A 24,628-nucleotide genomic window follows, 5' to 3' on the forward strand; every position below is an offset into this window, starting at 1 on the left:
CAGCCTACCGGGCGGACGCGGGGGCGAGGTCGTCCAGGGCGGCGATGGCGGCGAACCGGCCGGCGAGGGCGTACTCGGTGCGGGCGATGATCTGGTCGGTCGGCAGGGTCGCGGGGTCGGCGAGGATCCGGTCCAGGTCGCGGCCGGGCGGCGCGTCGCGGTGCTCGATGGGGAACGTGGCGGTGGCGTCGGTGACGAACACGACGCCGTAGCCCAGGTCGGCGGCCAGGCGCGCGGTGGTCTCGCAGCACTGCTCGGTCTGGATGCCGCAGATCACCACTTCGCGGACGCCGCGGGCGGTGAGCAGCCGCTGCAGCCCGGTGGTGGTGAACGCGTTGCGGGAGGTCTTGGTCACGACGGGTTCGCCGGGCGCGGGCTCGAGGCCGTCCATGAGCCGCACGTGGCCGAGGGCGGGGTCGAAGGGGGTGCCGCTGCCGGGTTCGGTGTGCAGCACCCACACGACGGTGTCGCCGGCGGCGCGGGCGGCGTCGACGAGCCGTGCGGCGCGGTCGGCGATGTCGGGCGCCGACACGGCCCGCCAGTTGGGCCGCCGCCGGAAGGACTCCTGGACGTCGATGACGAGAAGCGCTCGGTTCATGCCCGCGATCCTGCCGGGCGGGGCGCCCTTGCGGCAGGCCCGATCCCGGCGCGCACCGGAACGATCCGGTCAGCGGCGCGGCGCCCCGGCCCGGGCCGTGGCCGTGGCCGGGTCCGCGGCCTCGGGCGTCTCGCCGGTGTCCAGCGGGTGTGACCGGGCGCATGGCCGGGGCGGCGTATGGGCGCCCGGTGAGCGGGTACCGGGGGGCGACGGGATCCGACCACGGGAGGGGACATGGCAGTCGAGCAGAGCGCGCCGCCGCTGCGACCGGGCGGGAGGGACGCGGCGCCCGTCCTGCCGGAGCCGCGCGGCCCCCTGTCGCGCGCCGTGATCGAGACTCTCGCGGGGCGCTCCCCGGGCGGCCCGGGGCGGCCGGGCGCGGCCGCGCCGCTGCCGCGGGACGCGGGGTCCGCCGACCCTTACGGCGACGACCTGCAGCTGGCCCTGCACGTCTGCTACGAGCTGCACTACCGCGGGTTCGCCGGCGTCTCCCCGGACTGGGAGTGGGACCCCGAGCTGCTGCGGCTGCGCGGCGCGCTCGAAGCGGTCTTCCTGGACGCCCTGCGCGCCGGCACCGCGGCGCCCGCGACCGCGCGGGCGGGCCGCGACGCGCGGGCGGAGCTGGAGGACGCCCTGGACGAGCTGCTGGTGGAGCCCGCGGACGGCGGCGGGGGCGTCACCGGGCACCTGCGGGACGCGGGGGAGCGGTGGCAGCTGCTGGAGCACGCCGCGCACCGCTCGGTGTACCACCTGAAGGAGGCCGACCCGCACGCCTGGGTGATCCCGCGGCTGCGGGGCCGCGCCAAGACGGCGCTGGTCGCGGTCGAGCACGACGAGTTCGGCGGCGGCCGCCCCGACCGCATCCACGCCGGGCTGTACGCCGACCTGCTGGAGGACCTGGGCCTGGACTCCGCCTACGGCGCCTACGTGGACGCGGCCCCGGCGCCGATGCTGGCGACGGTGAACATGATGTCGTGCTTCGGGCTGCGCCGGTCGCTGCGCGGCGCGCTGGTGGGGCACTTCGCCGCCGCGGAGATCACCACGGCGCCCGCCGCGCGGCGGATGGCGCGGGCGCTGGAGCGGCTGGGCGCGGGGCCGCGGGCCCTGCTGTTCTACACCGAGCACATCGAGGCCGACGCCGTCCACGAGCAGGTGCTGCGGCACGACGTGATCGGCGGGCTGCTGGCGGACGAGCCGGAGCTGGCGGCGGACGTGACGTTCGGGGTGCGGGCGACGGGCCTGCTGGAGGACCGGCTCGCGGCGCACCTGCTGGGCGCGTGGGGATCGGACCCGCCGCGGTCGTCGCTGCGGCGTCCCCTCGCGGGGGCGGCGCCCGGTGACCGGATCGCATGCGGCTGATGGGGGGTTTGTCATGGTTTTCTCGCGGTACAGGGGCGATGTGCCGATGCTGAGGCCGCCGGGCGTGTACCGGCCGCAGGCCGACACCGCCCTGCTGGCGGGCGCGCTGCGCCGCGCGGGCGTCGCGGCGGGCGCCCGGGTGCTGGACGTGGGGACCGGGACGGGCGCGATGGCGGTGGCGGCCGCGCGCTGCGGGGCCCGCGAGGTCGTCGCGGTGGACGTGGCGGCGGGCGCGGTGCTGGCGGCGCGGGTCAACGCGCGGCTGCGGAACCTGCCGGTGCGGGTGCTGCGCGGCGACCTGTTCGAGCCGGTGGCGGGGGAGCGGTTCGACGTGATCGTCGCCAACCCCCCGTACGTGATCGGCGACGCCTTCCCGGAGGAGGTGCGGGGCCGCGCCCGGGCGTGGGAGGCGGGCCCGTGCGGGCGGGCGCTGCTGGACCGGATCTGCGCGCAGGCCCCGGCCCATCTGGCGCCGGGCGGGACGCTGCTGGTGGTGCAGTCGGCGCTGAGCGGGGTGGCGGCGACGCTGGTGGCGCTGCGGGACGCGGGCACGCGCCCGGTGGTGGCGGCGCGGCGCGACGAGCCGTTCGGGCCGGTGATGCGGCGCCGGGCGGCGAGCCTGGAGGCGCGGGGCGCGGTGCGGTGCGGGCAGCGCCACGAGGAGCTGGTGGTGGTGCGGGCCGACCTGACCGGGACGCGCGACCACGGACACAACGGGCGCGGTGGATACGGCGGGCGGGGCGGGCCCGCGGGGGGCGGTGAGCGAGGTGGACGGCGTGACGGCGCCCGGCGGGCGGCCTGACGCCGACCGGCGGCGGGTGCGGCTGGTCAAGGGCGGCCCGGTGCTGGTGGAGGGCCCGGTCGAGGTGGAGCTGGAGGACGGCCGGGTGGTGGCCTCGGACCGCTTCACGGTGGCGCTGTGCGCCTGCCGCCGCAGCCGCGCCTACCCGTTCTGCGACACCAGCCACCGCCGCCGCGCACGTCCCGCACGCCCGTCCCAGGAAACGGGCGACGGCGCGGACGACGGCTCGAGCGGGAGCGGCGCGGACTGACCGACCCGCCGGGGAACCCCGTCCGTCCGGGCCCTCGCGCAGCAGCGAGCCGCGCCCGGACGGACGGGGACTCGGGCGCGGACGGAGCGGCGGCCGGCCGGTCGGTAACATGGATCGCGCGTCGGCCCGGCCGGGGGAGTCAGCCGCCGAGGCTGTCCAGGGCGACGTCGAGGCGCTGGGCGAGCTGCTCGATCTGCTCCTCGTTCGCGCCCGTGTCGAGCTCGGCGATCACGGCGTCGCGGGTGGTGATGACCAGGGCGTCGCCCGGTTCCCCGGTCCGGGTGGGCGACGAGGGCACCACGGCGGCCCGGCCCTCGACGACGACGAGCGCGGCGTCGCGGTCGGTGGAGGCGAGCAGGTCGTGCAGGTGCGCGGAAGTGATCGTGGCCATGAGGGCCCTCCTCGGATGACCCGGCCCCGGGGCGCGCCCGGGGCCGGGACGTCGGTGTGGTCGATGCGATGCCGTCGCGGCCCGCCGGGGCCGCGCGCGTGCGGTCAGGGGCGACGGCCGACGCCGGTGGCGAACTCGCGGACGCGCCCCGGGCCGCCGGTGCCCGGCGCCAGCGGCGGGGTGTCGCGGCCCGCGCCGGTGCGCAGCCCCTCCAGGAACTGCAGCAGCGCCTCGCGGGACGAGTGCCGCGGCGTCCAGCCCAGTTCCGTGCGGGCCCGCGCGGTGTCCATGATCGGCAGCTCCATCGCCAGGTCGAACAGCCCCGGCGAGGCCGGCACCAGGTGCAGGCCCCACGCCGCGGCGAGCGCGGCCCGCACGCCCCGCTGCGGCACCCGCACCGTGCGGGCGCCCAGCATGTCGGCGAGCTCGGCGGCGTCGATGACCGGGTCGGCGGCGATGTTGAACGGGCCGCGCACGTCCCGGACCGCGGCGAGCCGGAACGCCTCGCCCGCGTCGGCCGAGTGCAGCACCTGGAACCGCAGGCCCGGCATGTCCGGCACGACCCCGATGCGGTCGGCGCGGGCGAGGCGGCCGGGCAGCAGCGGACCGGCGAACAGCCGCCGCTGCTGCGCCGCGGTCTGCCGCTCGAACACGAACCCGGGCCGCATCCGCACGACGCGCCGGTCGGGATGGGCCGCCTCGAACGCGTCCAGCAGCCGCTCGACATACGCCTTCTCGCGGCTGTAGGCGGCGCCGGGCCAGCCGTGCGTCGGCCACCCCTCGTCCACGGCGCGGTCCTTGGGCCCCGGCGAGTAGGCCCCCACCGACGAGGAGTACACCAGCGCGGGCACGCCCGCCTCGGCGGCGGCGTCGAACACGCGGGCGCTGCCGACGGCGTTGGCGTCCCACGTCACCGCCGGGCGGTGCGTGGGCTGGAACAGCCAGGCCAGGTGGATCACCGCGTCGGCGCCGCGCATCGGCGCGACCAGGTCGCTGTCGGTGACGTCCGCCTCGACCCACTCGGTCTTCTCGGTGTCTCCGGCGCCGGTGCCGGGCAGCCGGCGGGCCAGCGCGGTGATCCGGGTGACGTCCGGGTCGGCGGCCAGCGCCCGGACGGTGCTGGTGCCGATGTTGCCGGTGGCGCCGATCACGACGACGCGCATGCTCGTTCCCCTCCTTGGGTCGTCCCCGCAGGTGGACGCCCCATTCCCGCCACGTGCGGAACTATGCGGGGGAACGGGTCAGGCGGGGCGGCAGCGGGCGCACGGCCGGTACCCGGCGGCCCGCGCGGCGGCCAGGTTCGCGAAGCCGCGGCGGTGGGCGGGGGTGATGCGGCGCGCGTCGCCGCACGTCGGGTAGCACACGATGCCGGTGGTGCCGCTGCCGATCAGCCGGGTGCCGCGCCGGGCGAGGTCGGCGACGGCGTCCACGTCGACGTCCTCGCCGCGCAGCAGCCGCAGCTTGGCGTCGTCGCCGAACACGTACTGCCCGGCGGACCCGTCGGAGCGGGTGACGCGGTGGCAGGGGATCAGCAGCGGGACGGGGTTGCGGCCCAGCGCCGTCCCGACGGCCCGCACCGCCCGCGGATGGCCCGCCTCCCGCGCGACCCACGCGTAGGGGCGGATCTGCCCGCGCGGGATGGCGGCGGCGGCGCGCAGCACCGCCGCCTCGAACTCGGTGAGGCCGCGCAGGTCGAGCGGGACCCCGGCGGGGCGGCCGGCGCGCAGCGCGGGCAGCAGCCCGGCGGGCGGACGGTCGGCGGGCAGCAGCGGCCGCGCGAACCGTTCGCGGAACGCGGCGGTGAACGCCTCGGCGTCCAGCCCGGCGCGCAGGAACGCCACGCCCCGGTCGGTGAAGGCGACGTGCAGGTCCGGCAGGGGGCCCGGGACGCAGACGCGGCGCGCGGCGATGCGGTCCAGCAGCCCGGGCGGCGCGTCGGCGGCCAGCCCGGACAGACCGGCGGCCAGATCGGCGGCCAGGCCGCCCGCCGGATCGAGCGCCGCGTCGGGCGCCGGACCGGAACCGGGCCGATCGGCCCGGCGGTCCGCACGGCCGAACACGGGGCCGTTCGCGGGACTGTTCGCGGGATCGGTGCGGGTCATCGGTTCCCCCCTCGCTGTGCGGGACGCCGCGTCCCCTGGTCGTCCTCGCGGGCGGCGCGCAGGCGGGCCAATCCGCGGGAGATGTGCGACTTGACGGTGCCCTGCGGCAGGCCGAGCACGTCGGCGATCTCGGCGACGGGCAGGTCGGCGACGTGCCGCAGCACCACGGCGGCGCGCTGCCGCTCGGGCAGCCCGGCCAGCAGCGCGGCCAGTTCCCGGCCGGTCTCGCGCCGCGCCGCGGCGTCCTCCACGCCCTCGGCCGGGTCGGGCGGATCGCCGGCGTCCTCCAGCGGGCCCGGCCGCGGCCGCCGCGCCGCCGACCGCAGCCCGTTGCGCCACAGGTTCATCAGGATCGTCAGCAGCCAGGCGCGGGGCCGCAGCGCGGCGATCCGGTCCGGCCCGTACCCGCACAGCGCCCGGTAGGCGCGCAGGAACGCCTCGGCGGACAGGTCCTCCGCCTCGGCCCACCGGCCGCACAGCCGCAGCGCGGTGGAGAACACCACACCCCGGTACGCCTCGTACAGCACCGCGAACCCCGCGTCCAGGTCGCCGGCGAGCGCCGCGGCGACCTCGGCGCCGCGTTCGTCCGGCGGGGCCGGGACGTCGCGGGCCTGCGGTGCGTCGCCGATCGCCGGTGCCTCCGTCGTAACCGTCACTTCCGTTCAACACCGCACCGCCCGGACCGGTTGCACCCCGCCCCGGGCGGGGCCGTCAGCCGAGCCAGCCGGGGCGGATCATGCCGGTCTCGTAGGCCAGGACGACCAGCTGCGCCCGGTCGCGCGCCCCGACCTTGGCCAGGATACGGCTGACATGGGTCTTGGCGGTGGCGGGAGACAGCACCAGCCGCCCGGCGATCTCCTCGTTGGACAGCCCCGCCGCCACCAGGGCCAGCACCTCGCGTTCCCGGTCGGTGAGGGCGTCGAGCCGCGCGGCGGGCGGCGGCGTGCTGATGCGGGACGCGAACTCGGCGATGAGCCGCCGCGTCACGGTCGGCGCCAGCAGCGCGTCGCCGCGCGCGACGACCCGCACGCCGTGGATCAGCTCGGGCGGCTCGGTGTCCTTGACCAGGAACCCGCTGGCGCCCGCCTTGATCGCCCCGTAGACGTAGTCGTCGAGGTCGAAGGTCGTCAGGATCACCACGCGGACGTCGTCGAGGCGCGGGTCGCCGGTGATGCGGCGGGTGGCCTCGAGCCCGTCGAGGACGGGCATGCGGATGTCCATCAGGACCACGTCGGGCCGCAGCTCGGCGGCCAGCCGCACGGCCCGTTCGCCGTCCCCGCACTCGGCGACGATCTCAATGTCGTCCTCGCCTTCCAGGATCGACCGGAAACCCGCCCGCACCAGCGTCTGGTCGTCGGCCAGCACTACCCGGATCACGCCATCTCCTCCTTCAGCGGCGCCCGTCGCGCCGCGCTCACCCGTTTCCGCGCCCGCCCGGCGCGCCGTGCGTCCCGCCGCCGGGTCAGGCCCGGCCGCCCGGTCCGGACGCGCCGTCCGGCGGCCGGCCCAGCGGGAGCCGCGCCCACACCCGGAAGCCGCCGCCGGGGGCGGGCCCGGCCATCAGCTCGCCGCCGACGGCGGCGGCGCGCTCGCGCATCCCGCGCAGCCCGTCCCCGCCCGCGGCGGCGTCCGCGGGGGCGCCGGCGCCGTCGTCGACGACCTGGACGATCACCGCGGCGGGGGTGCGGCGGATCTCGACGGTGACCTTCTCGGCCCCGGAATGCCGGACGGCGTTGGTCAGCGCCTCCTGCACGATGCGGTATCCGGCGAGGCCGACCGGCGCGGGCAGTGTCGCCAGCGTCTCCAGACCCGTGCGGTCCGCCCGATCCGCGCGGTCCGCCGCGGTACCGTCCGCCGCGTTCCCCTCGGCCCCCGTCGCGTCGGGCGGCGTCGCGTCGGCCCCCGTCGCGTCGGGTGCGGGGGTGTCGGGTGCGGGCGCCAGGTCGCCGGCGCGCCGCACGACGAGTCCCGCCGCGGCCGTCTGCTCCAGCAGTTCCCCGACGCGCGCCAGCGACGGCACCGGCGCCACCGGGCCGCCGCCCGGCACCGGGCCCTCGCCGCCGATGCGGCCGGGAGCGTCGCCGTCCTGGTCGACCTGCCGCAGCACGCCCAGCACCCCGCGCAGCTCCCGCAGCGTCTCCTTGCTCGCCGCCTTGATCGCCTCCAGGGCCGCGTAGGCGCGCTCGGGGTCGTCGCGGCGGTGCAGCGCCGCACCCGCCTGCACGTTGATCAGAGATATCTGGTGGGCCAGCACGTCGTGCAGCTCCCGCGCGATCCGCAGCCGCTCCTGCGTCTCGCGGCGCCGCGCCTCCTGCTCGCGGTCGCGTTCGGCGGCGGCCGCGCGCCGCTCGGCGGCCTCGGCCTGCGCGCGGCGACCGCGGATGTACTGGCCGGCGCCGACCGTGGCCAGCAGACCCAGCGTGAACGCCGCCAAGCCTTGGGCGTCCAGCGGCGCGTCCGGGTCGGAGTTGCTGTCGCCCCACAGCACCGACGCCACGATGAACCCGGCGTTCGACGCGAACACCGCGCTCAGCGGCACGATCAGCCGGCATTCGACCGCCGCGCTGAACAGCGCGATGTAGGAGACGAGCATGATCGGCCCGTCGGGGTACCCGAGCGGGTAGTACACCTGCGGCACCGTGATCGCGACGGCCAGCACGATCGCGGGGTGGCGCCGCCGCACGGCCAGCGCCAGCGTCGCCGCGACGATCATCGCGGCGCCGGCCGGCCACAGGTTCCGGTCGCCGGGCCGGACGGCCGCCATGCTGAGTCCGAGCGTGGCCAGCAGCGCGACGGCGGCGAGCACGGCGTCCCCGCGCGGGACCGGCGGCCGCCGCGCGGTACGGGCCCCGCTTTCCGGGGCCCCGGATTCCGGGTCGGCGGCGAGGGCCGCCGCGCGGGTCCGCAGCCGCCGGACGAGCGGACGCGCGCGCCGGCCCGCGCGTCCCCCCGCCGGGCGTCCCGCGGGGTCGCCGGGGGAGGCGTCTGCGGAAGCGTCCGGGGGGAGGGCCGGTGGGGTGGTCACGGCCCAACCGTAATTGAGGCCGCCCCACCGCGTGACCGTCAGTGTGACGGGCCGGGAGGAAGGGCGGGGCGACTCGGTCCGTGACCGCGTGCGCGGGAGGGAACGCGCGTCGCCGGGCGGGCCGGTTACGGCCGGGGGAGAGGCCGGGGCGAAGGCCCGGCGAGCGCCGCGGACCTTGACTTTCGTCAGTATCAGCGCAGATCGTCCCACTTGTAGCGTGGGCGGGTGAACGACTACGCCTCCCGTGTCCACGACCCTTCCGGACGGGACGCGCCGCGGGAACCGGCGCCCGCGCCCGCTCCGGCGCGCGTCCCGGTCGCGGCCCGGGTCGGAGCGGCGGTGCGCGCGGCGCGGGAAGCGGTGCGGCGGCCGACGCGCGCGATGAGGGCGCGCGACACGCTGCTGTGGGCCGTCCTGGTGCTGCCCCCGGCGATCAACGCGGTCGCCCCGCTCGAGACGGACTCGGCGTCCTGGTGGCTGCAGCCCGCCGGGATCGCGGTGATGGCGGTGGTGGTCGCGATGTCGCGGGCGCTGCCGATCGCGGCGCTGATCCTGGGCATCTCGACGACCGCCCTGCACGGCAACTTCGTGTTCGCCATGCCCGTCCTGGCCTACCTCACGGGCCTGCGGTCGCAGCGGTCGCGGCCGGTGCTGTGGGGGTTCGCGTTCGTGCTGGCGGGCGGCGTCGCGCTCAGCATCCTCCGCGACCTCGACGTGACCGTCTGGTTCCCCAGCACGGTGTGGCTGGTGCTGCTGGGCGTCCTGCCGTGGCTGATGGGCCGCTACTGGCGGCAGTACCAGGAGCTGGTCCGGGCGGGCTGGGACCGCGCCGAGCGCCTGGAGCGCGAGCAGCGCATCATCGCCGAGCAGGAGCGGCTGCGCGAGCGGGCCCGCATCGCCCAGGACATGCACGACTCCCTCGGGCACGAGCTGGCGCTGATAGCGGTGCGGGCGGGCGCGCTGCAGGTCGCGCCGGGGCTGGACGAGCGGCACCGGGCCGCGGCGGCGGAGCTGCGCGCGGGCGCCGCCGAGGCGACCGAGCACCTGCGGGAGATCATCGGGGTGCTGCGCGAGGACGCCGCGGCTCCCGCGGGCACCGCGCCGCAGGCGCCCACGCGGCCGGGCCGCGAAAGCATCCCCGAGCTGGTCGAGCGGGCCCGCGCGTCGGGCGTCCCGGTCCGCCTGGCCGACGACGAGGACGGGACGGACGGCGGCGGGGACGGGACGGACGGCGGCGGGGCGGCGGCCATGCTCGCGGCCGAGCCGATGCTGGCGCTGGCCGCGCACCGGGTGGTCCAGGAAGCGATCACCAACGCCGCCAAGCACGCCCCGGGCGCCGCCGTCACCGTAAGCCTGTCCCGCACCGCCGACGGCCTCCCCGACGGCGCCGCCGGAGAGGTGCTCGTGGTGTCGGTCACCAACGACCCGCCGCCCGACGCGGCGCCGCTGCTGCCCTCCGGGGGCGGACGGGGCCTGACCGGCCTGTCCGAACGCGTCCGGCTCGCCGGGGGCGTCCTGCAGGCCGGGCCGCTGCCCGGCGGCGGCTTCCGGGTCACCGCACGCCTGCCCGCGGACCCGCAAGGCCCCGGCGGCCGCCCCCCGCACGCCGCCCCCGCCCCGTCCGCGGACGCCGCATCGCCCGCTACGACGGCCCTGCGCACCACGTTCGGGCTGCCCCCCGGCGACACCGGCGACCCGGGCGCGGCGCCGGGGCCGGTGAGCGAGTCCGCGCGGTACCTGGAGTGGGCGCGCCGCCGGGTCCGCCGCGGACTGATCACCGCGATCGTCGTCCCGGCGGCGCTGCTGGCGCTGCTGGGCGCCGTGATGGCCGGCCACCACGTCTACGTCACGCTGAACTCGGTGCTGGAACCCGCCGACTACCGCGCCCTGCGGATCGGCGCCGACCAGGCGGACGCCGAGCGGACGCTGCCGGCCATGCAGACGGCCGGGACCGGCGTCGTCCGCGCGACGGTGCCCGAACCGCCGGGCGCCGCCTGCCGCTACTACAGCCCGGAGGCCAACCTGCTGGGCACCGAATGGGTCTACCGGCTGTGCTTCGCCGACGGACGCCTCATCACCAAGGACGCCTACAGCACCTCGGTGCTGTCGCGGCGGCTCGACGAACGAAGGGGAACCCCGTGATCCGCGTACTGCTCGCCGACGACGAGGCCATGATCCGCGCCGGGGTGCGGGCGATCCTGGCCGCCGATCCCGGGATCGAGGTCGTCGCCGAGGCCGCCGACGGGCGGGAGGCCGTCGAGGGCGTGCTGGCGCACCGTCCCGACGTCGCGCTGCTGGACATCCGCATGCCGCGGCTGGACGGGCTGGCCGCCGCGGAGGAGCTGCGCCGCGCCGCGCCCGGCACGGGGATCGTCATGCTGACCACCTTCGGGGAGGACGAGTACATCGTCCGGGCGCTGTCGGGCGGCGCGGGCGGGTTCCTGCTGAAGTCGGGCGACCCGCACGAGCTGATCGCGGGGGTGCGGGCGGTCGCGGACGGCGCGGCGTACCTGTCGCCGAAGGTGGCGCACCGCGTCATCGGGGAGCTGCGCGGCGGCCGCATGTCGCAGGAGGCCCGCGCCCGGCGCCGCATCGCCGACCTGACGCCGCGGGAGCGGCAGGTGCTGGCGCTGGTGGGCGCCGGGCTGTCCAACGCCGAGATCGCCCAGCGGCTGCACGTGGTGGAGGGCACGGTGAAGGCGTACGTGTCGGCCATCCTGACGCGGCTGGAGGTCAGGAACCGGGTGCAGGCGGCGATCGTGGCCTATGAGGCCGGTCTGGTCGACGGGGCGCCCGCCGACGCCGGCGGCGGTGGCGCCGGGGAGGTTTCGGGCCTGGGCGGCGGGCGGTAGAGCCGCGGGCCCGTCCGAGCGCGCCCGCCCCCGCCTCCGCACCCGTCCCCGGACGCCCCGCCCCGTACGCCCGGGCCGCCGCACGCGTCGACCGCGGTGCGGCGTCCCGGGCGTCCGAACCGTTTTCCAGCCCGTGGTCCGGGCGGGTCAGGCGTCCCGGCGGCGCAGCATCACCGTGCCGAACCACAGGGCCGCCGCCGACCACACCGCCACGATGAGCAGACCCGCGGCGGCCGGATAGGGCCCGCCGTCCCCGGCCAGGAAGTAGCGGCCCGCCGTCGCCGGCAGCGCGTCCCCCACACTCTTCAGCAGGTCGGAGCGGGCGTTGGCCAGGGACATCGGCACCACCATCAGGAACAGGAACGCCGTGGTGAGGGTGGCCGCGGCACTGCGCAGCACCGCCGCGACACCCGTCATCAGCAGGCTCGTCAGCGCCAGGTACGCCCCCGCGGCCAGGGCGTCCCGCACGAGACCGCCCGCCTCCAGACGGCCCCACTCGCCCAGGACCGGCGCACTGATCGCGGCACCGGCGAGGACCAGGACGACCCCGGCGGGCAGCGTCACGGCCGCGACGACGGACGCCTTGGCCGCCAGCATTCGGCCGCGCAGCGGCACGCACTGCAGCGTCGTGCGGACGCTTCCGGTGGCGTACTCGCCGGTGACGGCCAGGATCGCCAGGGCCAGCACCACGAACTGCACCAGGTCGATCGCGCCGACCGGGATGTCGGACACCGCGACCGCCCCGGGCGGCTCGACGCCGGGCTGCCCGGAGGTGTTGTCCGTCGCGGTGTCGGTCGCCAGGATCACGCAGAACACGCCCATCATGGCGACCGCGCCGGCCAGGTTCCACCAGGTGGACCGCACCGACCACAGCTTGATCCACTCGGCGGCGAACGCCCCGCGGAACCCGCCGCCCGCACCCGGCCGGGCCCGCCCGTCCGCGGACCGGACCGCACCCGCCCCGGCCGTCGCCCGGCCGATCGTCGTGCCGGCCGTCGCGCCGGCCGTCGTGTCCCGGGCGGTCATCGCGCCGTCACCTCCGCGCCGGGCGCGGCGTCGTACTCGACGCTCGAGCCGGTCAGTTCCATGTACGCCTCCTCGAGCGACGCCCGGACGGTCGTCAGCTCGAACAGCGGCAGCCCGGCGGCGTGCGCGACCGTCCCGACCTGCTCCGCCGACGCGCCCGACACCAGCAGCTCGCCGTCGTCGCCCGGCCGCACCCGCGCCCCCTCCGGGCCCAGCCCGGCCGTGATCCGCGCGGCGAGGTCGCCCGCGCGCGGGCCGCGCACCCGCACCGTGTTCCGCGAACTCGCGGCGATCACCTCCGAAACCGGCGCGTCCGCGAGGAGGCGGCCCTTCCCGATGACCACCAGCCGGTCCGCGGTCAGCTGCATCTCGCTCATGAGGTGGGACGAGACGAACACGGTGCGGCCCTCGGCCGCCAGCGACCGCATCAGCCGCCGCACCCACAGCACCCCGTCGGGGTCGAGGCCGTTCACCGGCTCGTCGAACAGCAGCACCCCCGGATCGCCCAGCAGCGCCCCGGCGATGCCCAGCCGCTGGCTCATCCCCAGCGAGAACGTCCCGGCGCGCCGCCCGGCGACCGCCTCCAGCCCCACGGCCGCCAGCACCTCCTCGACACGCCGCACCGGGATGCCGTTGGAGGCCGCCATCGCCAGCAGGTGCCGCCGCGCCGACCGCCCGGGATGCACGGCCTTGGCGTCCAGCAGCGCCCCCACCTCGCGCAGCGGACGCGGCAGGTCCCGGTAGGCGCGGCCGCCGATGAGCGCCTCACCGGAGGTGGGGCGGTCCAGGCCCAGGACCATCCGCATCGTCGTGGACTTCCCCGCCCCGTTCGGGCCGAGGAACCCCGTCACCCGCCCCGCGGCGACGTCCATCGTCAGGCCGTCGACGGCGGTGCGGCCGCCGTACCGTTTCGTCAATCCCCGCACAGTGATCATCGCGTCTCCCGATCCGTGTTCACCTGCACGAACCTAGGAGCCGGGGGAGGGGCCGAGCAGTGCGCGAACGGCACCGGCGTCCCCCCACTTTCGTCAATCTCCGGACCCGCGGCCGCAATCGCCGCCGAACCCCGGACATGCCGACGGGCCGCCCCCGCGACGCTTCCACGCCGCGGGAACGGCCCGTCAAGAACACAGGGACCACCGCGACCACCCCCGAGGGGCCGCCAGCGGTCACCCGCGCGCGAGGATCAGGGGCGCGGCTCCCGCCGCGGCACCACGCCGCCCATGACGTCCGGCATCGTGACCGCCGAATCCACCCGCGGCCCCGCGCCCGGATCCACCGCCGCCCCCGCCGGAGACGCGGCGGCCCCGGCGACGGCACCGCCCGGCACCGGCCCACCGGCGACACCCGCCGCAGCAGCGGCGGCCGCCGGACGCGGACCCAGCAGCGCCGCACCGACCGGCACACCGCGCAACGCCTCCACCAGCGGCGCCGCCACCCGCATCAGCACCAACGCCACGACCGGCGCCGCCACACACCCCAGCACGAACCCCGCCGCGACATCGTGCGGATAGTGCACGCCCACGAACACCCGCGAGAACGCCATCAGCAGCGCCAGCGGCAGCACGACCGGGGCCATCGCCCGCCACGCCACCACGATCGCCGCAGCCGACGCCGCCGCGATCGTCGCGTGGTTGCTGGGGAACGACCAGTCGCCCGGAGCCGGGCACTCCACGATGTTCATCGCGCCCGCCACCGCACGGCACGGACGCTCCTCCTCGATGAAGGTCTTGGACACCTCGCTCACCAGGTACGCCGCGACCACCGCGAACGGCGCCGCCAGCGCCAGCCCCATCGCCCGCGCGTCCGCGCCGCGCGCCCGCCACCAGCCCGCCACGAACAGCGCGGCGAACAGCAGCAACCCCGCGTCCGTACCGATCTCGGCCACCGTGTGCACCCATGACGGCGTGCCGTGCGCGAACTCGCTGATCTCCCGGTAGAGATCCGCGCTGAACTCTGGCGCCTGCATCCTCTCCCTCTCCACATCGACGCGATCCGCTCCACGGGTCAGACCCCTCGCGGACCGCGAAAGTTCACCCTACGGTCACCCGAAAGGAAAGCGTGTCACGTCGGACGATCACGCACCGGGAAAAGTCCCCACACGAGGCGTATCCGCGGAACTCCGCCCGCCCTCCGCACCGTCCGCGCCGCCCGGCACGGGGGAGACGGCGGACGCGCGGCGCCGACGCACCACGAAACGGACGGCCTCCACCACCGCCGTCACCGTCAGCGCCAGCCCCAGACCCACCGCGACGCCCTTGATCGGATCATTCTCGAACGCGACCCCGCCCACATACCCCAGCAGCGCCCCGTACAGCGCCCACGACACCGCCGCGATCGAAGCGAACATCGAGAACGAGCGCAGCGGATACCCGACCGCGCCCATCGTCATCGTCACGGCCGTCCGCCCGCCCGGCACGTACCGCGCCACCACCAGGATCAGCCCGCCGCGCTCGGCCAGCGTCCGGCCCGCCCACGCGAACGCGCCGTGCCGCCGCGTCCCCGGCCGCAACCGCCGCTCCAGCCGCCCTCCCGACAACCGCCCCACGGTGAAGGAGACGTGGTCGCCGATGAACGCGCCCGCCGCCGCCAGCGCAACGACCGGCACCAGGTCCGGCTGCCCCGCCGACGCCGCGTACACGCCCGCCGTGATGACCGTGCTCTCGCTCGGCACGACCGGGAAGAACCCGTCGATCACCGCCACCGCGAAGAGCACGAGGTAAAACCACGGCGAGGTCACCGCCGTATGCACCAGTTCCGTTACACCGTCCATGCCACGACGCTAGAAACCGGGCACCGCCCCGGGCATCGGCCGAACGACCAACACCACCCCCCACTTTCGGCAGTACCCGCCCCGCCTCACGGACGAGCCGACCGACCGGCACCGCCCCACCCGCGCCATGATGGACACCCGCCGAACCAGGGGAGGGGCATGACCACGCCACCGGCCGCACCCGCCGAACCGCACACCCACCCGACCGCCGAACACGACGCACGCCCCCTGCGCTGGCTCACCGCCTGCGCCCTCCTCTACGGCCTCACCCACCACATCGGCTTCGGCCTCGCCGGGCTCGGCACCATCGGCCACACCCGCTGGGCCGACTGGGCCGACATCCTCACCCCCTACGCCGTCCTGCTCACCGCCGCCGCCGCGCTCCACACCGCCCGCGCCGACCGCACCGCCTGGATCCTCTACCTCACCGGCGCCATCACCTACGTCGAAGGACACGGCATCCACCTCGCCGCCAACTCCGTCGGCAACGACACCCCCGGCCTCCCCGTCGTCCACCTGTGGGACGAAGTCGCCGGCCACTACATCTGGTACGCCGGAACCGCCCTGGTCGCCGCCGCCCTCACCCGCGCGCTCGCCCACCGCCCCGCCCCGCCCGCCCGGCTCACCCTCGCCCCCGCCCTCATCGTCGGCGTCACCTGGACCACCAACTCACTCGAAGGCGGCACCGCCCTCATGGGCATCGCCGTCGCCGCCGCCTTCACCGCGTGGGGCTGGCACACCCGGCACCGCCTCGGACGCGCCGTCATCATCGCGTTCGCGCCCGCCGCCCTCGCCCTCACCGCCTACGGCGCCTGGCACACCGGCTTCCCCCAGCCCACCGAACTCGGCTGGATCTGACGCCCCCGACCCCGGCCCGTCCCGCACCGCCGAACCCAGCAGCGGATGCACCCGCATCGCCGCCTCCAACTCACCGGGCAACTCGTCCCGGTACCGACCCAGCGTCGCCAGATCCGCATGCCCCAGCACCCGCCGCACCGCGTCCATGTCCGTCGCCGCCGCCAGCAGATGCGTCGCCGTCGTATGCCGCAGCCCATGCGGCGTCACACTCCGCCGCCGCCCCGGCTCCACCTCCGCCAGCACCCGATCGATCACCCCCTGCACATCGCCCCGCGCCAACCGCCGCCCCCGCCACGACAACAACAGCGCCTTCGGCTCCCGCCCCCGGTCCAGCAACCGCCGCCCGTCCGCCACATACGCGTCCAGCACCTCCACCACCGGCCCCGGCAACGGCACGTCCCGCGTCCGCCCGCCTTTACCGAACACCCGCCAATACCGCGTCCCCCCGTTGACGAAGAAATCCTCGACATTCGCCCGCGTCAACTCCGACACCCGCGGCCCCACCGCCGCCAGCAGCAGCACGATCAACCCGTCCCGCAACTCCGTCCGCTGATCCGGCCGCCGCCCCCGCCCCTCACCCGCCTCCGCCATGTCCCGCGCCGCACCCAGCAGCCCCTCCGCCTGCTCCACCGTCAACGCCCGCCGCTCCGCCCGCAACCCGCCCCGATGCCGCGGCCGCACCGTCACCGCCCCCATCGGATTCAACTGCACCCACCCCGCCACCACCGCATACCGGAACAACGCCGACACCGAACGCCGAAACCGCGCCTGCGACGCCGCACTCTGCAACGCACCCCCCGCACCCCCCGCACCCCCCGCACCACCGGACCCCGACGACCCGGCACCCACCCGCCGCCGCCCGTCCGGCTTCCGCGCGAACCTCAACAGCACCGCATCGACGTCCTCACCCGTCAGATCGTCCAGAACCCGATCCGCACCGGCCAACTCCGCGAACGTCGCCGCGTCCCGCGCATACACCTCGGCCGTCCCGGGAGACAACGCCCCCGTCACCGTCTTCGCCCGAACCATCTCCACATACCGGTCCACGCACTCGCCCACGGACACACGCTCAACATCGATCGGACGCACCCCGCGGACGCTACCGCCCACCACCGACACACGGCACCGTCACACCCGCCCCATAAGATCACCACCATGACCGCGCGGGAACTGTTCGACCAAGTCGCCGAAATCGTCCACGCGGCCACCCCACCCGACCTCGGCCACCCCCACCTGCACGTCCGCCACAACGGACTCAAAGCCTGGTTCGGCACCCCCCGACCCGAACGCGAACACTACGAAGCCCAACTCATCCCCGCCGAACTCGCACCCGGCACCCGCACCACCGCCCTCGAAATCGGCTACCACGCCGAACACCCCGCCGAACCCGACAACCAAGCCGCCCTCGACCGCCTCCTCACCGCACAACCCGCCTGGCGCCCCCTCCTCGGCGACGACCCCGTCCCCGGCCCCTTCCTCGGCCGCACCACCTGGCGACGCATCTCCGAAACCTGGCCCGACCCCGACCTCGACACCCCCGACCTCGCCTTCGACATCGGCGTCCGCCTCGTCGACTACATCCGCGCCCTCGAACCCCACCGCCGCACGACCGGGTAGAACCCCCCGCGACGGACGTCCCGACACCGGGGGACAGGACCATGCGCATCGGCACCTCGGGCTGGCAGTACACCGACTGGCGCGGCCCCCTCTACCCGCCCCGCCTCGCCCAACGCCACTGGCTGCACCACTACGCCCGCACCTTCACCACCGTCGAGAACAACAACGCCTTCTACCGCCTGCCCGCCCGCACCACCTTCGAACGATGGCGCGACGCCACCCCCGACGACTTCGTCATGGCCGTCAAAGCCAGCCGCTACCTCACCCACATGAAACGCCTCAACGACCCCGCCGAACCCGTCGCCCGCCTCCTCGACGCCGCCGCCGGCCTCGGCACCGAACTCGGCCCGATCCTCCTCCAGCTCCCACCCACCCTCAAAGCCGACCCCGAACGCCTCGACGCCTGCCTGCGACGCTTCCCCCGCCACATCCGCGTCGCCGTCGAACCCCGCCACCCCACCTGGTGGACCGACGACGTCCGCGCCGTCCTCGAACACCACTCCGCCGCCCTCTGCTGGGCCGACCGCCTCGGCCGCCCCCTCACACCCCTCTGGCGCACCACCGACTGGACCTACCTCCGCCTCCACGAAGGCCCCGGCCGCCCCAGGCCCGACTACACCGACCCCGCCCTCACCGCCTGGATCCCCGAACTCACCGACGACGCCTACGTCTACTTCAACAACGACCCCAACGGCGCCGCCGTCCGCGACGCCCGCCGCCTCATCGAACTCACCCGACCGACCCCATGACCACCCCGCCGCGCCACGCGGCACCCGACCCGCACACCCCGGACGCCGGCCGACCCGGCACCCACGGCCGCCGGGGGAGCGGGGAGCAGTACGCGGCCCCCCACGACGGCACCCGCCCTCACCAGCCGAGGGCACACTCAAAAAGATCCCGCCGGAAACGCGACACCCGTCAGCTCCTCCGACACCCGCCACAGCCGACGCGCCGCCTCCGCGTCCCGCGCCCGCGCCGACCGGCCCACCAGCTTCGGCGCGCCACGCCCCTCGAGAAAACCGCCCGGCCCCGCATAACCGTCACCCGGAACATCCGCCACGGCCGCGTACAGCGTGGGCAGCGCACCGTCCTCCTCGCTCTGCGCCAGCCGCCCCGCCACCGACTTGCGCACCCGGTCGAACCCGCCCAGCCGGCCACTGGACTCCAGCAGGTTCGTCGCCGCCAGCCCGGGATGAGCGGCCGTCGCGATCACCGCCGAACCCGCCCCGGCGAGCCGCCGCTGCAACTCGGACGTGAACAGCAGGTTCGCCAGCTTCGACTGCCCGTAAGCGGCCATCGCCCGATACGGCCTGCGCTCCCAGTTCAGGTCGCCGAACTCGATCCGGCCCGACCGGTGCCCACTGGACGACACGGTCACGACCCGGCTCCGGATCCGCGGCAGCAGCAGGTTCGTCAACGCGAAATGCCCCAGATGGTTCGTGCCGAACTGCAACTCGAACCCGTCGGCCGTCCGCCCGAAAGGCGGGATCATCACGCCCGCGTTGTTCACCAGCACGTCGACGGGCCCGGCGAACTCCGCGACGAAACCGCGCACCGAAGCGAGATCGGCCAGATCGAGCCGCCGCACCTCGACCTCGCCGGGCATCCCGGCGGCCGCCGCGCGCCCCTTGTCCACATTGCGGACGGCGAGGACGACACGGGCGCCCCGAGCCGCGAGCGCCCGGGCGGCCGCGCGCCCGATGCCGCTGTTCGCGCCGGTGATGACGAAGGTGCGGCCCGACTGGGAAGGGATCTGCGAACTCGTGAACGTCGCCATGCCGCCAAAGTAGTCACCGGCAACAATGTTGTCAAAGAAAACATGATTAGGGTGGCATCCGTGCCAGCCGCAACCGACCGCCGGTCCTACCACCACGGCCGACTCCGCGACGCGCTGCTCGACGCGGCCGAACGCGGCCTGCGCGAACACGGCTCCGACCAGCTCTCCCTGCGCGAACTCGCCCGGGAGATCGGCGTCAGCCACGCCGCGCCCCGCCGGCATTTCCCCGACCGCCAGGCACTGCTGGACGCCCTCGCCGAAGCCGGCTTCCACCGCCTGGACGCCGCACTCCGCGCGGCGCTCGAGGGCGCGGCCGAAGACTTCCCGTCGCGCGTCCGGGCCGCCGCGAACGCCTACACCCGCTTCGCCACCGAGAACGCCGCGCTGCTCGAGCTGATGTACTCCAGCAAGCACCGCCCGGGCGCGACGCACATCGTGGAGGCGGCCGAGGCGCCGTTCGGGCTGATGCACGACCTGGTGCGCGAGGGGCAGGAGCAGGGCGCGCTCCAGGCGGGCGACACCCAGCGGATCGGGATCGTCCTGTTCGCCACCCTGCAGGGGATCACCGCGATCATCAACGGCAACTTCGTCCCTCCCGAACTGGCGGAAGGGCTCGTCGACACCGCCGTCGACCAGTTCCTGCGCGGTGCCCGCCCGCTGCCGTAGCACGCGCACTCGGGGCCGAGGATCCCCACCGGTTCGCACCACGCGCCGCACGCTCCGAGGGCCCGTCCGGCGACATCGTCTAAACCAGACAGAATTCAGCTTCTGTATGGTTTGCCGTCTTTCGGGGCATTCCGCCCGCCGCGGGGAAGCGGCGGTGGCGGCACCCGCGAACGGTGCGCCGCCACCGGCCGGCCGCCGTCACTTCTTGTACGGCGCGACCTTCTCCCGCAGTTCCTGCACGGTGCCCTGGAGCAGCTGCCGGAGCCGGTCCCGGTCGGCGCCGTCGGCGCCCGCGTAGTCGTCGATGTCGATGATCTGCTTCTTCGTCGCGGTGATCGAGTTGAGCTGGTGATCGAGCTTGATGTCGCCGAACCACGGGCTGCGCAGCATGTTCGCCATGTCGGTGCGGAACATCGCCACCAGGTCGTCGGGATCGGCGATGTGGTTCTTCACCTCGGCGACGAACGTCAGCGTGGCCTTGCTGCCGAGCACCGCCTGCTGCAGCGCGCCGTCGCCGGTCTTGCGGTCCAGCACGATCGTGAAGCTGTACAGAACCTCGTCGCCCACCGGCTTGAACCGCACGTACTGCATGTCGGCGCCCGACTTGATGCCGATGACCGGGCAGCCCAGGTGCGCCATCGTGAACACCATCTCGCCGATGAGGGCCTCGTCCTTGCTCTCTCGGGCCTCGGCGTTGTTCTTGAACTTGTTGATCAACGAAAGCATGGTGTTCCTCCTGGTCAGGCGGCGATACGGCCGCGCAGGTACTTCGCGCAGGCTTGCGACACGGCGGCGATGTGCTCCTGCAGCACGGGGTACTTCACCGTGTAGTGGTCGGCGAAGTACTGGTCCAGGTCGAGCAGGAGGGGCACCTGGACGTACACGTAGCCGGTGCCGAGGTCGGCGTCGACGGTGAACACCCCGGGCTCGCCGACGTCGAGGAAGCCGCTCTTGACCTCGCTCTTGAGTGCCTGCCAGACCGTCCGGGCGTCCTCGACGTACTCGCCGTAGGCGATCGTGACGGACGCGTGGTGCTGCAGCACCTTGGCGGCGGCGACGGTGCCGGTCAGGTGGGTCAGCTCGAACATCAGGCGGTGCTTGCTCTGGAGGTGCTGGAAGCGCAGGTAGTGGTGCCCGCCGTCGGAGGTGAGGTCGATGAGGGCGTGGCCCTGGGCGACGGCCGCCGTGATGACGGCTCCGACGAGCAGATCGTCGATCTCGCGGGCTTTGAGGTTCTCGGAGAACCGGGCCCAGCTGCGGTTCACCAGTTGCCCGAAGACCTGGTCGAGTTGTTCGCTCATGTCACCTTCCGTCCAGTGGCGATGGGTCCAGACCAGAGTGAGACTCGTGCGTCCGCCTGTCGGTTTCATCGCTCGTCATGACGGGCCGCGTCGGCCGGCCGCCAGCCGCTTCGCCCCTTTCCGCCTCCTCTCGAGCCATGGTCGATAATGAGCATTATGTTAAGTAAGCCGCTTCTGGGCGGGTGTAACGCGCCGCCGCCCTACCGACAAGGCCGTACCTGGCTCCCCCACCGCGACGGCGGGGTCGACGGGTACGGCGCGCAGCGCTCGACGCGAGGTGTCGGTAACGACGCCGTCCAGGAACGGATCAGCGGTTGCTGGGGATGCGGGTCGCCTCGGTCATCAGGAGTTGGGATCCATAGCGATCGACCGATGCGGAGTTGGCGGACAGGACGACGGCGCCGGTCGCGGTCTCGCGGTCGACTCCGACCCAGGAGCGAAAGCCGCCGGTGCCGCCGTTGTGCCAGGTGATCCGGCGGCCCTTGACCGTGACGGTGATCCATCCGGCGCCGATGTGTGCGCCCTTGCCGAACGGGGCGATCGGGTCCAGGGCGGTGGTTCCGGGTGCGGAGCCGTCGAGCAGGGCGGCAATGAGGCGGGCCATGTCACCGATGGTGGCGCGGATGCCCCCGGCCGGTCCTACCGCTTCCCCGGTCCACGGTTGCCGCGGCCTGCCGCGCCGGCTGGTGCCGGTGAGCGCGTCCGGGCCGAGCTGGTCGGCTGTTGCGGGCACGTAGAGGCGGTTCAGTTTCAGCGGGTCGGCGATGCGCTGCTGCACCAGTTCGGCGTACGAGGTGCCGGCCGCGGCGGCGATCGCGTGGCCGAGCAGTTCGAACCCGAAGTTGGAATAGCGGGCCTGCGGCCGGCCCACCCGCACAGTGCGGGCCTGGTCGAGCAACTGCTCCAGGTTCTCGCCGTAGGGGTTGGTGCCGTGCCGCCACAGGGCCAAGGTCCGCCGCAGCGGCTGGGCCGACTTGGGCAGTCCGGGCAGTCCCGACTGGTGCCGGCTGAGCGAGGCCAGCGTCACCTGCGCGGCCGGGACATCGCCGAGCGGCAGCAGTTCGCCCAAGGTCGTCTCGGGCCCGATTTCGCCGCGGTCCAGCGCATCGGCGTACAGCAGCCCCGTGACCGCTTTGGAGACCGACCCGATCTCGAAGTCGGCGTCCAGATCGGCGCCCCGGCCGGCCACCGTCGTCCCGGCAGGGGTGATCAGGGCGGCGGCCGCCACGGGATGCCGGGCGCCCAGCAGTTCCTCGAGCCTGGTGGCGAGCCCCGTGTCGCCGTGCAGCGCCGTCACGACCGGTCCCCGAACACCCGGCGGCCGCGGTACTTGCGGTGCACCGCCTGCTTGGACACTCCCAGGGCGGCGGCGATCTCTACCCAGGTCGCACCGTTGTTGCGTGCGCGGCGGACCAGCACCGCCTCGGTCCGCTCCATCTCCGCGCGGATCTGGGCCACGGCGCCCAGGCCCACCAGCGGGTCCTTGTCCGCCGTCGCGACCACCAGGCCGGTCAGCTCTTCAACGTCCATGCGGTCAACATATGTTGACCGCATGGACGTGTCAACATATGTTGACCCGGCGCGCCGAGTAGACAGCCGGGTGCTCCGAAATACTCCCCCGACAGTTCAAGCCACACAGGATCCAGCCGGCGGCGAAGCCCGAGCCCAGGACTAGGGGCCCGATCATGAGCGGCGGGTCGCCCGTGCGGCGTGCGCGTACCAGTTCACCGGCGCTGTGGCTGAAACGGTGGCTCGGATTCTCGCTGGACGGCGTCGGCGGCGGCGCGGTCGTCCTGGGCGTCTGGCCTGGCGGGTTCGGGAGGCGCTGTCGGGGGTGCCTCTCCCCCGGCCGGTTCGGGCGGTACGGGTGGTTTCGGTATTGCGCTGGCGGTTCGGGGAGGGGCGGCGTTACAGTGCGGGTATGAAGCGCCGACGACATTGATCTTCACCTGAGGCGGGGCTCGCGCGCAGGCTGTACGCCTACGCGTTCCTCGAGGATTTCATCGTTCTGTACCCGGTGTACGCGGTGCTGTTCGCCGATGCCGGGCTCTCCCCCGCCGAGATCTCGTCGCTGTTCGTGATCTGGTCGGTCACGACGTTCCTTCTCGAGTTGCCGTCCGGTTTGTGGGCGGATGTTTTCTCGCGCCGGTGGCTGCTGGTGGCCGCTCCCCTGCTGGCCGGTGCGGGTTTCGGTCTGTGGGCTTTCGTTCCGTCGTATCCGGCGTTCGCCGCGGGTTTCGTGTTGTGGGGCGTGGGCTCGGCGCTGCGTTCGGGGACGTTGCAGGCGCTGGTGTACGAGGAGTTGGGGCGGGTCGGGGCGCCGGGGGCGTATGAGCGTCTGGTCGGGCGGTCGGAGTCGGTGGCGCTGCTGGCGGTGGTGGCGGCGTCGGGGTTGGCGGCGCCGTTGCTGGCGGTGGGCGGCTATCGGGCGTTGGGCGCGGTCAGTGTGCTGGTGTGCGTGCTGGGCGCGGTGGCGGGGTGGTCGTTGCCGGAGTCGCGCGGCGGTGGCGGGGAGGACGAGGGCGGGTCGTTCGCGGGTGTGGTGCGGGAGGGGTGGCGGCAGGTCCGGGATGTGCCGGGGGTGCGGGGTGCGCTGGTGTTGTCGCTGGTGCTGATGGGTGTGACGTCGTTGGACGAGTACGTGCCGCTGGTGGTGCGGTCGACGGGTGTGGCGGCGGTGTGGGTGCCGTTGCTGGTGCTGGTGGTGACGGTGGGCGATGCGGTCGGCGGGTGGTCGGCGGGGCGTGGTGTGGGGCGGTTGCCGGTGGTGCTGGGGGTGGGGGCGGTGTGCTTGGCGGCGGGGTCGCTGGGCGGTAGTCCGGCGGGGTTGGTGCTGGTGGCGGTGGCGTTCGGGGTGTTCCGGTGGGCGATGGCGGCGGCGGATGCGCGGTTGCAGGAGCGGATCTCGGACGGGGCGCGGGCGACGGTGACGTCGTTGGCGGGGTTCGGGTCGGAGGTGGTGGCGGTGCTGGCGTTCGCGGGGTGGGCGCTGGGGTCGCGGTGGGCGGATGCGGGGGTGCTGCTGGGGGCGGCGGCGGTGCCGTATTCGGTGGTGGCCGTCGTGCTGGGGGTGTGCGGGTGGCGGCGCGGTGTACATCGGGAGTTGTAGGCGGGGCGGGGCCGGTACGCGAAAGGCGCAGGGCGGGTGAACGCTCGGGTCCGATTCGCGGGTGGGGGTCGGGGCCGGAGGATCGGTGCGTTGTCGTCGTTCGGTTCACGGGGAGGCGGGGT

26 protein-coding genes are annotated in these 24,628 nt (G+C 75.0%); 9 read left to right on the forward strand and 17 right to left on the reverse strand.

Annotated features, from left to right (window positions below):
* Positions 1–4: 4 nt before the first annotated feature.
* Positions 5–598 carry a cysteine hydrolase family protein gene (locus tag H505_RS0109245; protein ID WP_026401749.1) on the reverse strand — a complete coding sequence of 198 codons (594 nt, stop codon included), beginning with the start codon at positions 596–598 and terminating at the stop codon, positions 5–7.
* Between the two features lie 234 nt (positions 599–832).
* Between H505_RS0109245 and H505_RS0109250 the strand changes: the two genes are divergently transcribed.
* From H505_RS0109250 to H505_RS40815, 3 genes are read left to right on the forward strand one after another with little or no spacing between them, the layout of a single operon-like run.
* Positions 833–1,957, forward strand: a complete 1,125-nt coding sequence (locus tag H505_RS0109250) for an iron-containing redox enzyme family protein (protein ID WP_051300469.1) — start codon at positions 833–835, stop codon at positions 1,955–1,957.
* A gap of 46 nt (positions 1,958–2,003) precedes the next feature.
* Positions 2,004–2,759: a HemK2/MTQ2 family protein methyltransferase gene (locus H505_RS40810; RefSeq protein WP_064743564.1), complete on the forward strand. Its 756-nt coding sequence runs from the start codon at positions 2,004–2,006 to the stop codon at positions 2,757–2,759.
* Positions 2,734–3,009 (forward strand): CDGSH iron-sulfur domain-containing protein, encoded by a 276-nt coding sequence (locus tag H505_RS40815; RefSeq protein ID WP_051300510.1) that lies wholly within the window; start codon positions 2,734–2,736, stop codon positions 3,007–3,009. Before H505_RS40810 ends, H505_RS40815 begins: the two co-directional genes overlap by 26 nt.
* Positions 3,010–3,148: 139 nt before the next feature.
* Here the strand turns inward: H505_RS40815 and H505_RS0109265 are convergent, their stop codons facing one another.
* From H505_RS0109265 to H505_RS40825, 6 genes are all read right to left on the reverse strand, one after another.
* Positions 3,149–3,400 carry a hypothetical protein gene (locus H505_RS0109265; protein WP_026401751.1) on the reverse strand — a complete coding sequence of 84 codons (252 nt, stop codon included), beginning with the start codon at positions 3,398–3,400 and terminating at the stop codon, positions 3,149–3,151.
* 104 nt (positions 3,401–3,504) lie between these two features.
* Positions 3,505–4,563, reverse strand: a complete 1,059-nt coding sequence (locus H505_RS0109270; protein ID WP_026401752.1) for an NAD-dependent epimerase/dehydratase family protein — start codon at positions 4,561–4,563, stop codon at positions 3,505–3,507.
* Positions 4,564–4,641: 78 nt separating this feature from the next.
* Positions 4,642–5,502 (reverse strand): methylated-DNA--[protein]-cysteine S-methyltransferase, encoded by an 861-nt coding sequence (locus H505_RS0109275; RefSeq protein ID WP_084550036.1) that lies wholly within the window; start codon positions 5,500–5,502, stop codon positions 4,642–4,644.
* A complete protein-coding gene (locus H505_RS40820) occupies positions 5,499–6,158 on the reverse strand; it encodes an RNA polymerase sigma factor (RefSeq protein ID WP_233617856.1) in 660 nt (219 codons plus the stop codon). Before H505_RS40820 ends, H505_RS0109275 begins: the two co-directional genes overlap by 4 nt.
* A 55-nt stretch (positions 6,159–6,213) precedes the next feature.
* Positions 6,214–6,879 carry a response regulator gene (locus tag H505_RS0109285; protein ID WP_026401754.1) on the reverse strand — a complete coding sequence of 222 codons (666 nt, stop codon included), beginning with the start codon at positions 6,877–6,879 and terminating at the stop codon, positions 6,214–6,216.
* An 85-nt stretch (positions 6,880–6,964) separates the two neighbouring features.
* Positions 6,965–8,527 (reverse strand): sensor histidine kinase, encoded by a 1,563-nt coding sequence (locus H505_RS40825; protein WP_051300470.1) that lies wholly within the window; start codon positions 8,525–8,527, stop codon positions 6,965–6,967.
* 225 nt (positions 8,528–8,752) lie between these two features.
* Between H505_RS40825 and H505_RS40830 the strand changes: the two genes are divergently transcribed.
* The gene (locus H505_RS40830) at positions 8,753–10,669 is read left to right on the forward strand and encodes a sensor histidine kinase (protein ID WP_051300471.1); all 1,917 of its coding nucleotides are present in this window, start codon (positions 8,753–8,755) and stop codon (positions 10,667–10,669) included.
* Positions 10,666–11,379: a response regulator gene (locus tag H505_RS40835; RefSeq protein ID WP_051300472.1), complete on the forward strand. Its 714-nt coding sequence runs from the start codon at positions 10,666–10,668 to the stop codon at positions 11,377–11,379. Before H505_RS40830 ends, H505_RS40835 begins: the two co-directional genes overlap by 4 nt.
* 147 nt (positions 11,380–11,526) lie before the next feature.
* Here the strand turns inward: H505_RS40835 and H505_RS0109305 are convergent, their stop codons facing one another.
* The 5 genes from H505_RS0109305 to H505_RS52315 all read right to left on the reverse strand — a co-directional run bounded on the left by H505_RS0109305 (position 11,527) and on the right by H505_RS52315 (position 17,125).
* Entirely contained in the window at positions 11,527–12,405 is an 879-nt protein-coding gene (locus H505_RS0109305) for an ABC transporter permease subunit (RefSeq protein WP_157432948.1), read from the reverse strand.
* Positions 12,402–13,340, reverse strand: a complete 939-nt coding sequence (locus tag H505_RS0109310) for an ABC transporter ATP-binding protein (RefSeq protein WP_026401756.1) — start codon at positions 13,338–13,340, stop codon at positions 12,402–12,404. Before H505_RS0109310 ends, H505_RS0109305 begins: the two co-directional genes overlap by 4 nt.
* A 251-nt stretch (positions 13,341–13,591) precedes the next feature.
* Positions 13,592–14,374 (reverse strand): phosphatase PAP2 family protein, encoded by a 783-nt coding sequence (locus tag H505_RS0109315; RefSeq protein WP_026401757.1) that lies wholly within the window; start codon positions 14,372–14,374, stop codon positions 13,592–13,594.
* A 108-nt stretch (positions 14,375–14,482) separates the two neighbouring features.
* Positions 14,483–15,178 carry a DedA family protein gene (locus H505_RS40840; RefSeq protein WP_051300473.1) on the reverse strand — a complete coding sequence of 232 codons (696 nt, stop codon included), beginning with the start codon at positions 15,176–15,178 and terminating at the stop codon, positions 14,483–14,485.
* A 669-nt stretch (positions 15,179–15,847) separates the two neighbouring features.
* Entirely contained in the window at positions 15,848–17,125 is a 1,278-nt protein-coding gene (locus H505_RS52315; RefSeq protein ID WP_084550067.1) for a tyrosine-type recombinase/integrase, read from the reverse strand.
* 66 nt (positions 17,126–17,191) lie between these two features.
* Between H505_RS52315 and H505_RS0109330 the strand changes: the two genes are divergently transcribed.
* Both H505_RS0109330 and H505_RS40845 read left to right on the forward strand, forming a co-directional pair.
* Positions 17,192–17,653, forward strand: coding sequence for a hypothetical protein (locus tag H505_RS0109330; protein ID WP_026401759.1), 462 nt, complete (start codon positions 17,192–17,194; stop codon positions 17,651–17,653).
* 41 nt (positions 17,654–17,694) lie between these two features.
* Entirely contained in the window at positions 17,695–18,402 is a 708-nt protein-coding gene (locus H505_RS40845) for a DUF72 domain-containing protein (protein ID WP_034517291.1), read from the forward strand.
* Between the two features lie 137 nt (positions 18,403–18,539).
* Here the strand turns inward: H505_RS40845 and H505_RS0109340 are convergent, their stop codons facing one another.
* A complete protein-coding gene (locus H505_RS0109340; RefSeq protein WP_026401760.1) occupies positions 18,540–19,430 on the reverse strand; it encodes an oxidoreductase in 891 nt (296 codons plus the stop codon).
* Positions 19,431–19,490: 60 nt separating this feature from the next.
* Between H505_RS0109340 and H505_RS0109345 the strand changes: the two genes are divergently transcribed.
* Positions 19,491–20,096 (forward strand): TetR/AcrR family transcriptional regulator, encoded by a 606-nt coding sequence (locus H505_RS0109345; protein ID WP_026401761.1) that lies wholly within the window; start codon positions 19,491–19,493, stop codon positions 20,094–20,096.
* Positions 20,097–20,294: 198 nt separating this feature from the next.
* Here H505_RS0109345 and H505_RS0109350 read toward each other — a convergent pair whose 3' ends face one another.
* The 4 genes from H505_RS0109350 to H505_RS0109365 form a co-directional block, all read right to left on the reverse strand.
* The gene (locus tag H505_RS0109350; RefSeq protein WP_125621128.1) at positions 20,295–20,822 is read right to left on the reverse strand and encodes a hypothetical protein; all 528 of its coding nucleotides are present in this window, start codon (positions 20,820–20,822) and stop codon (positions 20,295–20,297) included.
* Positions 20,823–20,836: 14 nt separating this feature from the next.
* The gene (locus H505_RS0109355) at positions 20,837–21,397 is read right to left on the reverse strand and encodes a hypothetical protein (RefSeq protein ID WP_026401763.1); all 561 of its coding nucleotides are present in this window, start codon (positions 21,395–21,397) and stop codon (positions 20,837–20,839) included.
* A gap of 307 nt (positions 21,398–21,704) precedes the next feature.
* Positions 21,705–22,694 carry a serine hydrolase domain-containing protein gene (locus tag H505_RS40850; protein WP_051300474.1) on the reverse strand — a complete coding sequence of 330 codons (990 nt, stop codon included), beginning with the start codon at positions 22,692–22,694 and terminating at the stop codon, positions 21,705–21,707.
* Entirely contained in the window at positions 22,691–22,927 is a 237-nt protein-coding gene (locus tag H505_RS0109365) for a hypothetical protein (protein ID WP_026401764.1), read from the reverse strand. The genes H505_RS40850 and H505_RS0109365 overlap by 4 nt, the downstream gene beginning before the upstream one ends.
* A gap of 478 nt (positions 22,928–23,405) precedes the next feature.
* On the opposite strand from H505_RS0109365, the gene H505_RS40855 reads away from it, so the two are divergent.
* Positions 23,406–24,506: an MFS transporter gene (locus H505_RS40855; RefSeq protein ID WP_341849561.1), complete on the forward strand. Its 1,101-nt coding sequence runs from the start codon at positions 23,406–23,408 to the stop codon at positions 24,504–24,506.
* The last annotated feature ends 122 nt before the right edge of the window (positions 24,507–24,628 follow it).

The organism is Actinomadura rifamycini DSM 43936 (assembly GCF_000425065.1).
In the GTDB taxonomy this organism is placed as follows: domain Bacteria; phylum Actinomycetota; class Actinomycetes; order Streptosporangiales; family Streptosporangiaceae; genus Spirillospora; species Spirillospora rifamycini.

Excerpts from the sequence above, each read along its gene's own strand:
- H505_RS0109245 (WP_026401749.1), bottom strand. The coding sequence starts at position 598 with ATGAACCGAGCGCTTCTCGTCATCGACGTCCAGGAGTCCTTCCGGCGG.
- H505_RS0109250 (WP_051300469.1), top strand. The coding sequence starts at position 833 with ATGGCAGTCGAGCAGAGCGCGCCGCCGCTGCGACCGGGCGGGAGGGAC.
- H505_RS40810 (WP_064743564.1), top strand. The coding sequence starts at position 2,004 with ATGCTGAGGCCGCCGGGCGTGTACCGGCCGCAGGCCGACACCGCCCTG.
- H505_RS0109265 (WP_026401751.1), bottom strand. The coding sequence starts at position 3,400 with ATGGCCACGATCACTTCCGCGCACCTGCACGACCTGCTCGCCTCCACC.
- H505_RS0109270 (WP_026401752.1), bottom strand. The coding sequence starts at position 4,563 with ATGCGCGTCGTCGTGATCGGCGCCACCGGCAACATCGGCACCAGCACC.
- H505_RS0109275 (WP_084550036.1), bottom strand. The coding sequence starts at position 5,502 with ATGACCCGCACCGATCCCGCGAACAGTCCCGCGAACGGCCCCGTGTTC.
- H505_RS0109305 (WP_157432948.1), bottom strand. The coding sequence starts at position 12,405 with ATGACCGCCCGGGACACGACGGCCGGCGCGACGGCCGGCACGACGATC.
- H505_RS0109310 (WP_026401756.1), bottom strand. The coding sequence starts at position 13,340 with ATGATCACTGTGCGGGGATTGACGAAACGGTACGGCGGCCGCACCGCC.
- H505_RS0109315 (WP_026401757.1), bottom strand. The coding sequence starts at position 14,374 with ATGCAGGCGCCAGAGTTCAGCGCGGATCTCTACCGGGAGATCAGCGAG.
- H505_RS40840 (WP_051300473.1), bottom strand. The coding sequence starts at position 15,178 with ATGGACGGTGTAACGGAACTGGTGCATACGGCGGTGACCTCGCCGTGG.
- H505_RS0109330 (WP_026401759.1), top strand. The coding sequence starts at position 17,192 with ATGACCGCGCGGGAACTGTTCGACCAAGTCGCCGAAATCGTCCACGCG.
- H505_RS40845 (WP_034517291.1), top strand. The coding sequence starts at position 17,695 with ATGCGCATCGGCACCTCGGGCTGGCAGTACACCGACTGGCGCGGCCCC.
- H505_RS0109340 (WP_026401760.1), bottom strand. The coding sequence starts at position 19,430 with ATGGCGACGTTCACGAGTTCGCAGATCCCTTCCCAGTCGGGCCGCACC.
- H505_RS0109350 (WP_125621128.1), bottom strand. The coding sequence starts at position 20,822 with ATGCTTTCGTTGATCAACAAGTTCAAGAACAACGCCGAGGCCCGAGAG.
- H505_RS0109355 (WP_026401763.1), bottom strand. The coding sequence starts at position 21,397 with ATGAGCGAACAACTCGACCAGGTCTTCGGGCAACTGGTGAACCGCAGC.
- H505_RS0109365 (WP_026401764.1), bottom strand. The coding sequence starts at position 22,927 with ATGGACGTTGAAGAGCTGACCGGCCTGGTGGTCGCGACGGCGGACAAG.